This is a genomic window from Rhodopirellula halodulae, from assembly GCF_020966775.1.
In the GTDB taxonomy this organism is placed as follows: Bacteria; Planctomycetota; Planctomycetia; order Pirellulales; family Pirellulaceae; genus Rhodopirellula; species Rhodopirellula halodulae.
Genome location: NZ_JAJKFV010000030.1, coordinates 257,868 through 274,089, shown reverse-complemented (window position 1 = coordinate 274,089; position 16,222 = coordinate 257,868). Strand labels below are relative to the sequence as shown.

General features: G+C 57.2%; 11 protein-coding genes. 10 read left to right on the top strand and 1 reads right to left on the bottom strand.

From position 1 onward, the window contains the following. Nucleotides 1-54: 54 nt before the first annotated feature. The 10 genes from LOC70_RS23020 (at nt 55) to LOC70_RS22975 (ending at nt 12,352) form a co-directional block, all read left to right on the top strand. Nucleotides 55-456: a hypothetical protein gene (locus LOC70_RS23020; protein ID WP_230256404.1), complete on the top strand. Its 402-nt coding sequence runs from the start codon at nt 55-57 to the stop codon at nt 454-456. A gap of 153 nt (nt 457-609) precedes the next feature. Then, the gene (locus tag LOC70_RS23015; RefSeq protein WP_230256403.1) at nt 610-2,574 is read left to right on the top strand and encodes a cation:proton antiporter; all 1,965 of its coding nucleotides are present in this window, start codon (nt 610-612) and stop codon (nt 2,572-2,574) included. Further along, the gene (locus tag LOC70_RS23010) at nt 2,571-3,230 is read left to right on the top strand and encodes a hypothetical protein (protein WP_230256402.1); all 660 of its coding nucleotides are present in this window, start codon (nt 2,571-2,573) and stop codon (nt 3,228-3,230) included. Before LOC70_RS23015 ends, LOC70_RS23010 begins: the two co-directional genes overlap by 4 nt. A 718-nt stretch (nt 3,231-3,948) precedes the next feature. Continuing rightward, nucleotides 3,949-5,676: a GumC family protein gene (locus LOC70_RS23005; RefSeq protein ID WP_230256401.1), complete on the top strand. Its 1,728-nt coding sequence runs from the start codon at nt 3,949-3,951 to the stop codon at nt 5,674-5,676. Between the two features lie 122 nt (nt 5,677-5,798). Then, a complete protein-coding gene (locus LOC70_RS23000) occupies nt 5,799-7,217 on the top strand; it encodes a glycosyltransferase family 4 protein (RefSeq protein WP_230256400.1) in 1,419 nt (472 codons plus the stop codon). A 12-nt stretch (nt 7,218-7,229) separates the two neighbouring features. Continuing rightward, a complete protein-coding gene (locus LOC70_RS22995) occupies nt 7,230-8,027 on the top strand; it encodes a polysaccharide deacetylase family protein (RefSeq protein ID WP_230256399.1) in 798 nt (265 codons plus the stop codon). 224 nt (nt 8,028-8,251) lie between these two features. Beyond that, nucleotides 8,252-8,686: a Fe-S cluster assembly sulfur transfer protein SufU gene (sufU, locus tag LOC70_RS22990; protein WP_230256398.1), complete on the top strand. Its 435-nt coding sequence runs from the start codon at nt 8,252-8,254 to the stop codon at nt 8,684-8,686. Beyond that, nucleotides 8,683-9,978, top strand: coding sequence for an aminotransferase class V-fold PLP-dependent enzyme (locus LOC70_RS22985; RefSeq protein ID WP_230256397.1), 1,296 nt, complete (start codon nt 8,683-8,685; stop codon nt 9,976-9,978). The genes sufU and LOC70_RS22985 overlap by 4 nt, the downstream gene beginning before the upstream one ends. Then, nucleotides 9,975-11,267 carry an exodeoxyribonuclease VII large subunit gene (gene xseA, locus LOC70_RS22980; protein ID WP_230256396.1) on the top strand — a complete coding sequence of 431 codons (1,293 nt, stop codon included), beginning with the start codon at nt 9,975-9,977 and terminating at the stop codon, nt 11,265-11,267. Before LOC70_RS22985 ends, xseA begins: the two co-directional genes overlap by 4 nt. Nucleotides 11,268-11,308: 41 nt before the next feature. Then, a complete protein-coding gene (locus LOC70_RS22975) occupies nt 11,309-12,352 on the top strand; it encodes a Kelch repeat-containing protein (protein WP_230256395.1) in 1,044 nt (347 codons plus the stop codon). 999 nt (nt 12,353-13,351) lie between these two features. Here the strand turns inward: LOC70_RS22975 and LOC70_RS22970 are convergent. Then, a complete protein-coding gene (locus LOC70_RS22970) occupies nt 13,352-15,964 on the bottom strand; it encodes a S9 family peptidase (protein ID WP_230256394.1) in 2,613 nt (870 codons plus the stop codon). Nucleotides 15,965-16,222: the final 258 nt, after the last annotated feature.

Here is a 16,222-nt window from a genome sequence, read left to right as displayed (position 1 = left end):
GCTAGCCCAACGGAACGAATTGCCATCACACCTTTCGCGAAAATTGGTCGCCTCATGTTGGGACAGCTTCGTAACGCTCTCGCCGTCGGAATCGCCACGTTCAGCCTCAGTCTGCTGACGGCTTCCGCCGCGCAAGCTCAGATCATTCCGTCAAACAACCTGTCCGGTCAGGGAGACAGCACCGCTCGTCTCTACGAACGACTCGTCAACCGTTTGCACGCGACGACTCAGCCACAGCAAGACTACCTGCGAAACATCGTTCAAAAGGTCGACGACCGAAAACTGGACCTGCGTTTGGTCGTTGCGGTCGAGCGTTACGCGATCCGGCGAAATCAGCATTACCCGTTCCCGTTCTTTGAGCGAGCTTTGAAATACGAAGCCGGCAAACGCGGAATCACGTTGCCATCGATCAAGCTGTTTCAAGACCAGCCGATCGTGACAACGCCTTCTTTCTGAACGAAGTCGATCAACGGCGGCGGACGTTTGCACATCACGGGATAAACCGGGACGAATGAATCGACGGGCTCCTATGCTGTCGCGTTGGGTTCGCGGCAGATATCCTGTGGGCGGTCCCTGATCCCGATTCTGACTCGTCGACGCGTCCGCCACATGGATTTTTTGCTGTATCTCGCCCTGGTCCCCGCACTTGGTGTGACGGCCCAATGGTTGGCGTGGCGTACCAAACTGCCCAGCATTCTGTTGCTCCTGTTGTTTGGTGTCTGCCTGGGCCATTTTGTGGTGCAGCCGGATTCTCTGTTGGCTCAACTCACGGGCGGTGATGAAACCGCCGGCCCCAATATCCTGTTCCCTTTGGTGTCGCTTTCCGTCGCGATCATCATGTTCGAAGGCGGGCTGACGCTGAAGCTGAGCGAGCTTCGCGAATCAGGGTCCTCATCCCTGCGATTGTGCACCGTCGGGGCACTGCTAGCGTTCATCGGGAACACGCTTGCCATCCATTTCATTCTTGGATTCGTTTGGCATTTAAGCTTCCTTCTCGGAGCGATCTTGGTGGTGACCGGTCCGACGGTGATCGGCCCCTTGCTCCGGCAAGTCAAACCCAGCCGCCGTGTCGCGTCGACGCTTAAGTGGGAAGGCATCGTCATCGACCCGATTGGTGCGGTCTTGGCGGTGTTGGTGTACGAAGAGTTGGTGTTGGCTCAATCGACACCTCACCTGGCCGGTGCCCTGAAATCATTGTTGATCACAACCGCCATCGGTGTCGGATTGGGTGTCCTGGGCGGAGCCTTGCTGACCCAAGCTCTGCGACGTTATTGGGTGCCGGATCACCTGCATGGCGTGGCTGCCCTCTCATTGGCGTTGTTGTTGTTCGCGCTTGCCAACATGGTGGCTCACGAATCCGGTTTGATCGTGGTTACCGTTCTCGGCATTTGGCTGACCAATCAAAAGCACTTTGACGTCGAACACATCATCGAGCTCAAAGAGAACTTACGAACGCTGCTGATCGGCTGCTTGTTCATCGTGCTGGGGTCGCGAGTTCAACTGAGCGATCTGGCAACGATCGGCATGCCCGGAATCGGCTTGATTCTCGCGTTGATCTTCATTGTCCGACCGCTTTCCGTTTACATCTCGTTGCTCCGGAGCCCGCTGAACTATCGCGAACAAACCTTCATCGCCGGTTTGGCTCCTCGCGGGATCGTGGCGGCCGCGGTCAGCAGCGTGTTTGCGTTGTCAATGGAAAGCCGCACGGACCTCAACATCCCCGGTGCAGACCAACTCGCGACGGTGACGTTCTTGGTGATCATCGGCACGGTGGCTGTGTACGGGATCGCCGCCGCGCCACTGGCACGACTGCTGAAACTCGCAGACGAATCGTCTCGCGGTGTTCTGATCGCTGGCGCTGATATCTGGGTCCGTGACTTCGCTCACGAGTTGAAAGAAGCCGGTTTCCCCGTGTTGCTGGTCGATACGAACTACAACAAAGTCAGCCAGGCTCGCATGGCCGGATTGAGAGCCGAGTGTGCAAACATCTTGAACGAGCACGCTCGCGAAGATTTGGATCTGTCGGGCATTGGTCGGTTGCTTGCCATGACGCCCAATGACGAAGTCAACTCATTGGCACTTCGCGAATGCCGAACGATGTTTGATTCGTCACGGCTGTATCAGTTGACGTTCAAAAGCAAAAACATGGCGGGGCGTCGCGGGTTGACTAAGAACTTGATGGGACGCGAATTGTTTGGCGAAGGACTGACGTTCACTCGGTTGTCAGAAATGCACGCCGCGGGAGCCACTCTGAAGACGACCAAGCTGACCGAGTCCTTCACGTTTGCCGATTTTCAAGACAAGTATGGCGAAGTCCCAACGGTCCTGTGTGCCATCACATCCGAAGGCGCGTTGAACATCAACACGGTGGATGCGCCGCTGGTGCCCGCCGCCGGACAAACCATTTTGGCTCTGGTCGGCACCACACCCGTTCCCGACAAACATGCGGTCAAGGCTACGAAGAAGCGATCCGAGAGCGACGCGACGGAGCCGACGGCCTCCGATTCCGCACAAGCGGGCTCGGGCAATGACGGCTCATCGGACAGCAACGGTCGTGAGGGAGCAGCGTCATGATCGATCCGTTTATCTTGACGATCGCGTTCTTGCCGTTGATCGGTTATCTGTTGTTGCTGGCTCTCGTGCGAGTCTCCGGTCGCGTGTTGATCACCACCGGAGGCCGCGACTTGGCGGCGGTGTTCTTTGCCGTCTCGGGCATGGTCGCCATTGGGCCGATGCAGTTGTTCTTCCCAAACTCCTCGGCGATCTATTTGGGACCTTACGTTTGGCTGCCTCTGCTGCTGTTGTACGTCTTGGTGTGCGGGCTGATTGTGCTGACGCGAGAACCGCGATTGGTGGTGTACGGTCGCACGCGAACGGAGCTCTATCCCGCCCTGCTACGTGCCGCACAAGCGATCGACTCCGCCACCGTTGGCGACGAAAAGAACGCACAGGTTCACTTGCCACAAATGAACGCTCACCTGCGGATCGAAGGTCACGAGGGAATGGACAGCGTCAGCGTGCTGGCGTTTGAACCCATGCTGCCGCTCAGTTTCTGGACACATTTGATGGGACAGTTGCGCGTCCAAGTCCGCGGAGTCGCCGCCCCGTCGCCACGTCGCGGATGGGGAGCATTGTTCGTCGCCGTGACCATGCTGTTCTTGCTGGCCCGAACGGTGATGGGCCGCAGCGAACAATTGGTTGACGGTTTTCGCGAATTTTTGATTCGGTAGTGAAAAGGTGACCGTCGCCGCTGGGGAAGCCATTTTGGTTGGCGTGAACCTCACAATTTGGAAGATTCGCATCAGATCCGGCGAGGAATTGGTCGATCAACCTTGCTGCATGGGCCACTGAGCCTAAAATGCACGCAGCAGATCTTGTGAGATCTGTTAGGTGCAGTCACATAACACCGGCAGAGGGATCATTTTTTCGGGTTCGCCTGGATCACTCAAAGACTTGTGCAGTAGCACGTCGAGATCCACGCGTTTCTCCCAGCGGCTTCACTTTTGCCGCCGAGTGACTGTGACCGAATTGGACCGGCAGGTCGGATCGATGGATCCAGCCTGTCGGTTTTTTTATGCGCCGATCGCCCCCAGAAACTCGTGTTCGGACCAGCGCGAGCGAGATTCACGCTCGATTTCGTGTGTTGCATCATCTGCCGCATCAGTGGTCGCTGGCGGCGCAGGTCTGTACTGAGCAATCCAGACCGCTCAAAAGCCCACTGCGATGGTTCTTTGCGGCATCGAAATGATGTCGCCACCACGGTTTCGCAGCGTTTTTCTTGCCCCGGCGATCGGAACCCCTCTCGTTTCCGGGCGTTGCGACTAGACTGAGAAAACCGGATTCGACGGGGGTGAATCCATCTTGGCTGGATGCAGTGACGTTGGTCCTTCGTCCAAGTGTCACCTTCGTCGTTTCGCCCGTCACCCGTTTTCGATTTCGTCCCGCGACATGAATGAACGCTCCTTCGCCGAAGCCGATCATTTTCGCCCTCTGAGGTTGGCCGATCTTTGGAACGCAATTCTGCGCCATCGCTGGTCGGTCATTCTGTGGACGATCTTCCTGTTGCCTCTGTTCGTGGTCGGTGTTTTCCTCATTCCGGCCAAATTTGATTCTTACGGACAAGTTCTGATCCGCTTGGGCCGCGGTGCGGTATCGATGGATCCAACCGCCACCCTGTCGCCGACGGTGTCGCTGCAAGACAGCCGCGCATCGCAGGTTAATAGTGTCCGCGAAATGTTGCAGTCTCGTGCCATCGCACAGAAAGTCGTTCGTGATGTGGGCGTGCAGCGAATCCTGGAACCACACAGCTTGCTGTCGCAGACCATCGAAGACCTCACCTCGCATTTACCAGGCGGTGCGCCGAAAGCGATGGGAGATCTAAGTGCGGAAGAGGTCGAGACCCAGATTGCGGAAGAGATGGCAATCAAGGCGTTTCAAGATTCGCTCGGTTTGTTCATGGCCAAGGACGCTTACACGATTGACTTGGAAGTTCGCACCGAGGATCCGTTTCTGTCACGCGATCTGCTGGAATCGTTGATCAGGATATACCGTGAACACCACGCGATGGCTCACAGTTCTTCCGGCTCGCTGAAGTTCTTCGAAGAACAAACCGACCGCGCCTACGCGCGAGCCGTCACCGCCAAAGAGAAACTTCGCGAAGCCAAAACCGAACGCGGCATCATCGACATTGGATCCGCGCAGGCGGCACTGAGGTCGTTGATCAGCCAAGTTGAAAGCAACTTGGTGGATGTGGAACATCAATTGGCATCGACCAAGTCGGAGCGTGATCAGTTGGTCAACCAGATCGCCGAGCAACCCGAAACGCTTCAAACACAAACCATTCGCGGGATCCCCAAAGCGACGGGCGATGGCATGCGACAAGCCCTCTACGATTTGGAGGTGCGATACAAAGAGCAGTCGCTGAAGTTGAGCGAAGATCACCCGAAGCTCAAAGTGCTTCGTGAGCAACTCGCCGCCGCGACAGAAATCGCCCAAGCCGAACAAGGCGAACGGCCCCAAACGACCGAAGCCACCAATCCGGTGCGGCAGGCGTTGGAGCTCTCGCTGCAACAAACCAACACTCAGCTTTCGGGCCTGGAATCCAAACGCGAAAATTTGCAGTCGCAGGCGATGACTCTACGCAAAGAACTCGCGGACCTGAACCGCGACGAAGTGGAGCTGGCCGAGCTGACTTGGGAAACGCAGCTTGCCGAGTCGGAGTACATGCGGACGGCAGAGAACCGTGACAACGCTCGTCTGATTGACCAGTTATCATCGGGTGCCGTCAGCGAAATCGCGGTCGTGCAGGAACCTTCGCTGGGTCTGAAAAAGGTCAAACCCAAACGATCGATTCTGCTTATCTTGGCGGCCGCCGTTGCGTTCGGATTCGGAATCGTCCAAGCCCTACTTCGCGGATTGCTTTGGCCCGCCAAGACGGATGATATCGATGCTCAGCGGAATCCCCCCACTCGTCGGCGGACCGATCCTGGGCACGGACATTACCGAAAATCGGACGTCCTTCATGCTGGTGAACCGCGTGGTTTCGACAAACCACCTGAACCGGAACCGGCCCGCGAACAGAATCCGACGATCGACGATGGCAGTGGCGAACCGAACGAGTCCCCCAATCAGCCTCATGCGGATAATTCAGGTGGGTTGACGGCGTTGCCTCGCTAACCCAACCTGCCAACTTCACGGACCGATCGGCGGGCTGTTACGAAACGATCACCACGACTCGCGTCCTTTTGTTTCCCGCTCTCTCGTTGCTCGATCGCTGATTCCCGGCGTCGCTCCTCGCCATGCGAATTCTTGCCGTCCACAGCTACTACCGACAGCGCGGCGGCGAAGACGTTGTATTTGATGCAGAAACAGAATTGCTGCAGCAACGCGGGCACGACGTCGTCCGCTTCACTCGGCAAAACGATTCTTTGTCGGGCGGCAGTGCATTGTCGAACGCGCAAGCCACCATTTGGAACCGCGTCGTTGCACGCGACTTGGTCCGAGCGATCCAGGATCACGGCAGTGAACTGGTCCATTTTCACAACACGTTTCCGGCGATCTCCGCGTCGGCCATTCGTGCGGCTCATGAGAGCGGCACCGCCACGGTTTTGACGCTTCACAATTCGCGGCTTCTTTGTCCGCGAGCCGTCTGTTTTCGCGCCGGACAACCATGCGAGCAATGCGTCGCATCTCGGTTCAATCTTCCCGCCATTCGCCATGGTTGCTTTCACGATAGCCGCATGGCTTCGGCGGTCGTCGCATTGAACAATTGGCTGCATCGAAACCGCAAGACTTATCAGCGGTTCCTTGACCTGGCGATCGCGCCCACCCACTTCGTCAAACAACGTTACGAAGCTTCGTCTTATCCCATGCCGCCGATCGAGGTGAAGCCGCACTTCGTGGAAGCTCATCTGGAACCGGGTCAAGGCGACGGCGGTTACGCGTTGTTTGTGGGGCGGTTGAGCGAAGAAAAGGGTTTGAACATCCTGCTGGATGCGTGGCAACAACTCAGCCAGCCACTCCCGTTGAAGTTGATCGGCGACGGTCCGATGATCGGGATGATGAAGTCGCTGCCTGAGAACATTGAGTACTTGGGTCGCTTGGATCAAGAATCGGTGTATCGCGCCATGGCCGACGCCGCGGTGTTGATTCTGCCTTCTCACTGTGCGGAGTCGTTCGGCCGAGTCGTTGTGGAAGCATTCGCGTCAGGAACCCCAGTCATCACGGCCAACCAGGGCGGACAAGCTGAATTGGTTCATAGTTTGGTTGGTGCCACGTTTGAAAGCGGCAACGCGAAAAGTTTGGCGGATGTGGTCGATCGTTTTGTGATCGAAGCGGAGCAGAGCATCGCCATGCGCGAGGTGGCTCGACAAGAATACGAGGACAAGTATTCCGCGGATTCAAACTATGAATGGTTGATTCGTCTGTACCACGAGGCCTTGGGCAACCGCGTCCGACGACGTGCTGCCGAAACCCCGGCGATGCGAAACCGAGCGGCCGCTGCGCTCACCAAAGGCGACGCGACGTTGCTGCCCCCGGAAGTCACCGAGGACGCACTTCACCGTCGACGAATCGATGCGTCATCGGATACAAAGGCACCACTGGCAGGAACATCTTCCAATCGCACACAGGCTTCCAGCGGCCCCCCAACCTCCCCTGGCAAAGCGTCAGCCACCGTCAATGCGAAGACGTCGCTTTCCACCGACCCAACGTCTTAGACGTCTCGATCGATGCAGCCTTCTTCTTCCGAATCCGACCAGCGGAAAGCGTCGTTCACGATCACGACCAGTTGGGATGATGGGCATCCACTGGATTTCCGTTTGGCGGAACTGCTGAACCAATATGACCTACCGGCGACGTTCTACATTCCACAATCGTCGCAGTTGGAAACGATCACAGAACAACAAATTCGCGAACTCAGTGAACAGTTTGAAATCGGTGCTCACACCCTGACGCACCAAGCCCTCACGTCGCTGCCCGATGTCCCGGCGGAACGGCAAATCCGCGACAGCAAACTCTGGATCGCGGACGTGACGGGCAAAGAGTGCCAAATGTTTTGCCCGCCGCTGGGCAAATTCCAGCGTGAACATGTCAACGCGATCGCTCGTCATGGATACAAGGGATATCGCACGGTTGAATTGTTGCGTTGCGACCGCCCCAAATTTCGTGTTCGTGGTGACTACGCTCGCGGCGACGCGGGATGGGAATTGGCGTGCCTGCCGACTTCGGTTCAGTCCCACCCTCACGGGCGGAAAGCCTACTTTCGGAATGCTCTGAAACGCGGCAATTGGCGTGGCGTTCATCAAGCCTCGACGGATGCTCGATTGAGCGACTGGCCGACGCTGGCGGAAATGATGCTGGAAGCCACGGAACGATCCGGCGGCGTTTTCCACCTTTGGGGACACAGTTGGGAAATTGAGGCCAACCAGCAATGGGAAAACCTCGAACGGGTCTTTGACCAGTTGTCGCAATTCATTCGCTCCGGGCGAGCCACGGGTGCCACCAACGGTCAACTTTGCTGTCGCTAGCGAATCGCCCGCAAAACGGTCGTTTTGCCGCGAAACTGCGACAAAACGCTCGGTGGTGCCCGCTTCCCTTTTTTGACAACTCGCATAGAGTTAAATAGAAACCGACGGCATTTCGCGAGCCATTTTGCATCGAACCGGAGTCTGCCTCGTGCAGCACACCGTTCCCGATCTCGCGACGGCGTCGGCGGAGCATACGAACAACTGAAACACGCAAAGCATTGAACATGCCGAACGAGCAGGACATCTACGAAGAGCACGTGCTGGATCACTACGAAGATCCGTATCATCGTGGCACCTTGGAAAACGCCAGCCACATGCACCAGGGCAAAAACCCGCTGTGCGGCGACAGCATTGTCATCACGCTGCGTTTGGACGATAAGAACAAGGTTTCGGAAGCGTGGTTCGAAGGCGAAGGATGCGTGATCAGCCAAGCGTCGGCTTCGATGCTGATCGAGGAAATGGAAGGCAAAACGATCGACGAAGTCAAAGCCTTCACGGCGGAACAGATGCTGGAACTTTTTGGTCCCAAGCTGACTCCCAACCGTCAAAAATGTTGCTTGCTGTCGTGGAAGATTCTGCAGACCGCTTTGCACTCGCCCCTGAACGAGGACGGTGAAACGGCTGCTCCGGGCGGACCTTCACTTGGGGAAGAACAGTGACGCAATCGGTTTCCAATCCTCCGTTGGACGTTGCGAAAATCCGAGCCGACTTTCCCGTCTTGCAAACACGCACGCCCAGTGGTCAACCGCTGATCTATCTGGACAACGCTGCCAGCACCCAGCATCCCAATTGCGTGCTGGATGCGATGAACACGTGCTATCGCGAATATTACAGCAATGTCCATCGCGGCATTCATGCGCTCAGCGAAGCGTCGACCGAGGCCTACGAAAAAGCTCGGCAACAAGTCGCCGATTTTCTCTGCGCCACCTCCACGCACGAAGTCATCTTCACCGCGGGAACGACGGCGGCAATCAACACCGTCGCGAGAACTTGGGGCGATCAGAATCTATCGGCGGGCGATGTCATTTTGCTGCTGATCAGCGAGCACCACGCCAACATCGTTCCCTGGCACCAACTGGCCGAGCGTACTGGGTGCAAGGTCGAGTTCATTTCTCTCGACGATGATTATTTGATCACGGATGACGCGGTGGCATCCGCTCTGCAAAACCACCAACCGAAACTGTTTGCTTTCGGTGCCGCCAGTAACACGTTGGGCACGGAATATCCCGTGCAACGTTGGACCACGATGGCTCATGACGCCGGTGCAACCGTTCTGATCGACGCCGCACAGGCCGCACCGCACGCACCGATCGATGTGACGCAGTGGGACGCGGACTTCCTTGTGTTCAGCGGCCACAAAGTGTGCGGCCCCACCGGAATTGGAGTCCTCTGGGGACGTGAAGACCTGTTGGACCAAATGCCTCCGTTCCTGGGCGGAGGTGGCATGATCCAAACGGTCACCACGGAAGGCTTCACCACCCACGCCTTGCCTGAAAAGTTCGAAGCCGGCACGCCTCCCATTGTCGAAGCCATCGGCCTCGGTGCCGCGGTTGAATACTTGCAATCCGTTGGACTGGAAAACATTCATCAGCACGAACGTGCTCTCGGTGCCAAGGCCGATGCGGGCTTGCGTGACATCGACGGCGTTCGTGTCATCGGCCCCACACCGGAACACAAAGGCGGCATCAACAGTTTCACCGTCGAAGGCATTCACGCTCACGATGTTTCGCAGTTTTTAGACAGCCGGGGCGTCGCCGTTCGGGCCGGTCACCACTGCACCATGCCGCTTCACCATGCCCTCAATGTGACCGCAACGTCACGTGCAAGTTGCTACTTGTACAACACCATGGAAGAAGTCGACGTGTTCTTGCAGGCCGTGGCGGATGTTCGAAATCGCTTTGCCAAACGAGGCCGGCGACGACGTTCGCGAAAAAGCCGCTCCGGCTCATGAGCGACAACATGCAATTCTCGTTGTTTGATTCGGACGACGAGCCTGCTCCGGCCAAGAAGAAAAAGACCGTTCGAAAGAAACGTGCCGCTTCCTCCAGCGACGATGCACTTTCGATCACCGAGTTGACGCGACAAATCAAGTCGACGGTGGAGACGGGGTTCTCATCCGTTTGGGTCGCCGGTGAAATCACGGACATCGCACGCCCTCGCAGCGGACACCTCTACTTCACGCTCAAGGACGACCACGCGCAGATTCGGGGCGTGATGTGGCGCAGTGTTGCCGAGCGTCTGCCGTTTGAGCTGGATGACGGTCAGAGCGTGCTCTGCATGGGAAACGTGGAGGTCTACGCCGCGCGAGGCTCCTACCAAATCGTCGTGCGGAAATGTCAACCGCAAGGCATGGGAGCCCTTCAGATCGCGTTTGCCCAATTGCAGGCCAAACTCGACGCAGAAGGGCTGTTCGATCCAGATCGCAAACGGTTGCTGCCGCGCGTGCCACGAAAAATCGCGATCGTGACCAGCCCCACCGGAGCCGCGATACAAGACTTCTTGCAAGCCGCCGCGCAGCGTCATGCGGGTGTCGAGATTGTCTTGATTCCCGCCAGCGTCCAAGGCCCCGGCAGCGTCGAATCGATCATCGACGGCATGCGAGCGGCTCATCGTCTCCAGCCGCGACCCGACGTGTTGATCGTGTCTCGCGGCGGAGGTTCGTTGGAAGATCTGTGGTCGTTCAACGAAGAAGCCTTGGTGCGAGCCATCGCGGCTTCGCGGATCCCGACGGTGTCCGCGGTCGGGCACGAGATCGACGTGACCCTCGCGGATTTGGTCGCCGATGTGCGAGCGCTCACTCCCACGGATGCTGCGTCTCGAGTGTTGCCCGACCGTGACGCGATGGCGGCCGCCTTGGATAACTTGCGTCTGCGAATGACCACCGGTCTGTTTCGACGGATCGAGTCCGACCGGATGCGGTTGCAGTCTTGGGAATCTCGTCCCGTGTTTCAAAACCCGTTCGAACTGGTTCACGATCGCAGCCGCGAAATTGATGATTGGGACGAACGTGGACTGACCGCCATCCGTCGACGATTGGAGGTGGCCCAAGCAAGACTCGCAACGGTCGCCGCTGCCCAATCGGCTCTTTCGCCACTCGCCGTGCTCGCTCGCGGCTACAGCGTCACCCAAAATGAGAAGGGTGAGGTCGTGCGATCAGCCGACGACATTCAAATTGGCGACCAACTTCGAACACGCGTGTCCTCGGGCGAAATTCGCTCTACCGTCACTCACACGGAGTGAACGACGCCTCCTGCCATCATCCATTCAACAAGCTCCTCACCATGATTCTCCGCCGGCACTCTTGTTTCGTCGCTCCCGTCTTCGTCTCGCTTTTCATTCTTTCCACACAGCCGACGGTCTTCGCACAAAGCGAGGCTCGACCGAACGAAGATTCGGCGAGTGATGGCTGGCAGAACGTTGAGACGAATGGATTTCCGACGGCTCGTCATGAAGCGGCGTTGGTTGGTTTCGGCAACAAGGTCTATTTGTTGGGCGGACGCCGCATCAACCCGGTCGATGTGTTTGATCCGAGCGACAACTCTTGGACGCGGAAGTCGGAAACGCCGATGGAACTGCACCACTTCCAAGGCGTTGCGGTTGACGATGCGATTTACTTGATGGGTGCCATGACCGGTCGTTATCCCAGGGAAACGCCGCTTGAGAAAGTCGTGGTTTACCACCCCAACGAAGACCGCTTTGAATTCGTGCACTCTATCCCAGAAACACGTCGACGCGGGGGTGCCGGGGCAGTGTATCGCGATGGTTGGATTTACTTGATTGGCGGCATCACCAATGGGCACGTCGATGGGTGCCAACCCTGGTTCGATCGATACGATCCCAAGACGGGGCGGTGGGAAGTTTTGGCCGACGCACCGCACGCTCGAGATCACTTCCAAGCCGCCATCATCGGCGATCGGTTGTTTGCCGCGGGAGGTCGTGTCACCTCACAGCGTGATAACGCGGTGTTCTCACAAACAATTGCCGTCATTGATGTCTATGATTTCGCAACCGGCCAATGGCTCCCCGAGGAAGAATGTCCCCGACTGCCCACGCTGCGTGCCGGAAACAGCACCGTCGCGGTCGACGGTTTGTTGGTCGTTGGATGTGGTGAAAGTGGCGAGCAAAAATCCGCCCACGCCGAGGTGGAAGTCTACGATCCCGCGACGAAGCGGTGGTCCCAATGGCCCTCGATGAACCAAGGCCGTCACGGCACCGGCCTCGTCCCCATCGGCGACACTCTTTACACCGCCTCCGGAAGCGGCAACCGAGGCGGCGGCCCCGAACTCCAAACCACCGAATCGCTCTTGATTCCCACGGCAGAATGAACGCTTGATGGTTTGAGTTGCTGCAGTTCGCACGCATTCAACCATGATGCGTCGTCCGTCCCCGCACCCCAAGCCTTTTCCATCGAACTGCACTCGTAGGATGGGCACTCCTGCCCGTCCCCGATGCGCGTCACGGAACAATCACGACAACCTTACAAGGCTCTCGGCCAAAAGTGGCCAAGCTACCGGACACTTCTCGTCGCTCTTCATCTGCCAGATAGGTTCACCGAGCCGTAACGGTTGGATCGAGCAGCAGCGTCTAGCCCGCGAGCAACGATGTAGAAACACGGCACGGTTAGCCATTCTTTGCACCGAACCTCGCATGACGCCCACGACGATCGAGGCAACTTGGACGCCGCCATCGCAATCGAACACACCCACACCCAGACTTCACCTTGAAAACACACTGGCTCCCCTCGCCCCGCTTCGGGGAGAGGGGTCGGGGGAGAGGGGCACATGCGCAACAAAACGCCTTAAACTCCAACACAAATTCACCAGTCCCCAACCTCGCTCACTCTTTCACCACGCCAACCGTCCCTCAGGAACCCCAAGCCTCACAACCCGCTTCGTCAACGCCGTCAGTCACAATGTGTCACCAGCAAAAACGTTGTCCAAACTCACCGACCGCAGCATCGAAACCTCAACACTCCTAGGCCCCGAAAGCAATTCTCCACCGCTGAGCCCGTTGCTTCACCAAGTCCGCCTGTCAACCGTCCGCGTCTCGCTCTTCGACGAATCCACGCAGCCACGCAAACATTTGGGGACAAATGTTCTACTCTTTCCGAGCTTCGCTCGTGGGCGAAGCGTAAATCAGGCAATCCACGGCATCAGAGTCGAACAGTTGTCCCCAACTGTTCCGCCGGGCAATTCTCCCCCGCCAAGCCCCGTTGCTTCACCAAGTCCGCCTGCCAACCATCCGCGTCTCGCTCTTCGACGAATCCACGCAGCAACGCAAACATTTGGGGACAAATGTTCTACGCTATCTAGGCTTCGCTCGATTCAGTCGCTCTCGCCAGAGCCGATCGTTCGAAGAAGGAACTCTTCGTACTTCCGCATGCGGCCCAGTCGTTTGACATCGCCGCCGAGACCGTGGCCGCCGGTTGGGTCCAAGAACAACTCGACGTTGGTTTCCTTGCCAGCCTTCAGCAGTGCCCGGTAGACCGCCATGGTGTCTTGGAAGAGAACGTTGGTGTCTTCCATGCCGTGAACCAACAGGAGCTTGCCCTCCAGATTTTTCGCCAGCGGCACCAAAGAATATTTCTCTTGGTCCGGTGTGCCTTTTCGTGACGGGCCGACCGTGCCGGTTGTGTACCAGGAGTTGTAGTTTTCCCACTGCGTTGGTCCGGCACCGGCCATGCCGACTTGGAACACATCGGGCTCGGTGTACAGGCACATTTGGGTCTGAAAACCGCCGAAACTCCAGCCATAGATGGCAACTCGCTGGTCGTCGATGTTGAAATTCTCGGTCATGAATCTGACGCCGTCGACGAGATCCTCGACCTGTGGCTTGCCAACTTGTTCGTAGTTTGATTTCTCAAACAGTCCGCCGTAGCCGGATTGTCCACGGGGATCCACGACAATCGTGACATAACCGTGCTTCTGGGCCATGTACATTTGGAAAAAGTATCCGTCGGGGCTGTAGCTGCCGTCGTGGACGCTGTGACGATTGCCGAGAGGGCCGCCATAGACATAGATCAGCAGCGGGTGTTTGTCACGCTTTTTCCATCCCTTCGGTTTAAACATCATGCCGGAGATGGTGTGTCCGTGTCGGTTCTCGTAATCAAAGAATTCCGGCTCGACCGCGATCAGCGACTTCGTCTTCTCAGGATGCGAGTCCGTGATTCGGGTGACCTTTTTCTTTTCGTTCTGGGCGATCAGTTCGGTCAACTCACCATAGGTGACGTGGTTTCCGATCATCCGTTTCCCGTCATTGCTAATCGCAACGTCGGTGAAGTTGCCATCCTTCTTATTGAGGCGTGTCAGCTCGCCGTCTTCGAGATCCAGCACGTAAACCATTTGCTGGGCCGCCGATTCTTTGGATGCTGTGACGAACAGTTGGGTGTGATCATCGGACAGTCGAATCGGATAAACCTCATAGCGTCCGCTGGTCAATTGTCGAACGCTTTCATAGAGCGGATCGAGAAGATGGACATGGCGGAAACCGCTCTGTTCGCTGATGAACACGATCGACTGGTTGTCGCCCGCGAAATCGGGAGAAACCATCGATGGCGTGTTGGGGCCGCCGTAGTGCTTGAACAGGTAAACCGTCTTCGCTTCGATCTTCAGTCGTTCTGGTGCGGCAGTGGAACCGCCGCGGGGGCCTCGACGACCAGGGGTCCGGTCTTCTTTGTCCTTCTTCTTGGCTTCGGACATGTCCTTCTGGAATTCTTTTTGGCGTTCGCGTTTCGCATTCTTGGTCGCCGCGGCCAGCTCTTCACCCGAGGGCCACTTCGAGAGCAGGATCTGAACTTCCGCGTTCTCTTGGTCAAAGAAACAGAACGTCACTTGTTCGTTGTCCAGCGACCAATGGGGCGAACTGATGATGTCCCGTGGTTCGTCGATGGTCTCTTCGAAGATTTGAATCAAATCGGCCTGCTCGGTTTCCGCGACGTCGAACTCGAACAGGTAAACCTTGATGGTTTGCGGTTTGACTTCGTCGTCGGAAACCGTTCGCGAAACACGGTCCGATTTGGCAAATCGATCGCGATAGCGAATGATGTCCACGGTGCGGCCAGCGGATGAGTCTTTCGTTCGGCTGACCAGGACCATGCGTTTGCCGTCTGGGCTGATCTCGTAGCGACTTAGATTCTCGCCCGAGGGCAATTTTGGGCTGAGTTGTTCGACGAGGTGTTCGCCGAAGGTGAACCGTAGGACCGCGTTGTCGCGCCGCACGGTGTAGCCGGAACCGTCCGGCAGAAAGGCGACTTGTGACTCGCGCTCGTCGGTTTTGGTCAGGCGAACAGGTTCTGGGCTTTCGAGATCCTTGATGAGGTAAACATCCCCCTCGGAAATCAGCAGCAAGCGGTTCTCCGTCGGGTGCCATTGAAACGAAGCGATCCCAGAGTAGACCGGGGCGTATTCGTCGTCGGCGTCTTTGTCCGACACGTTCAAATAGATCTCCCGCTCTGCCTGCAGTTCCTCTTCCGTCTTTTCAGCTTCGTCCTCTTCGGCATCCTCACCGTCGTCGTTCGTTTCACCTTCCTCTTTGTCGGAGCCAGTTAGTTTGTCTGACTTCTCGTCGTCCTCATCCGAGTCATCCTTGTGCTTCTTCAGGCGGTCTTCGATCACAATCCGCGATGATCGCTGGAACTCGGACATCATCCCGATGTCGGTGATCCGCTTCGTTTTTCTTTTCTCGAAGTCATACACCCAAAGGTCATTGCCATGCCGGCGTTCATTGAAGGGGCGATATAGGTAGGCGGCGTAGCGTCCGTCGGCAGAAAATTCTGGTCGTCGGGCGGAGGGGCCAAAGAGACTCTTTTCAGGGAAGAGGTCCTCCAGTTTCAACTCGTCCTTGGCGTTGTTCTTCTTGTTCTTTTGCGCAAAGGCCACCGCAGGGAAACAGGAAGTGGTGACAAGAGCGATGGTCAGAGCAACTGAGAATCGAAGCATGTTGGGTCGAAGCGAGTTGAAGTGAAAGGAAGGACTGGAATCGCGGCATGGATGGGGGACTTGGCCATCCGGCAAACATTTGCGAAGCAGGACGACATGGGTGGGCAGACGCGACCACGTATGTCGTTCAGCCCTCGACGCGATTGGGTGCGCAAGTGCAGAACCACTGTTGCCACCCACCTATGCCCGGCGCGTTCAAGGTCAAAGCAGTTTAATAGCTGAAAAAGCCAATCGCCCGTCTTTCGGATCCGCAAAACC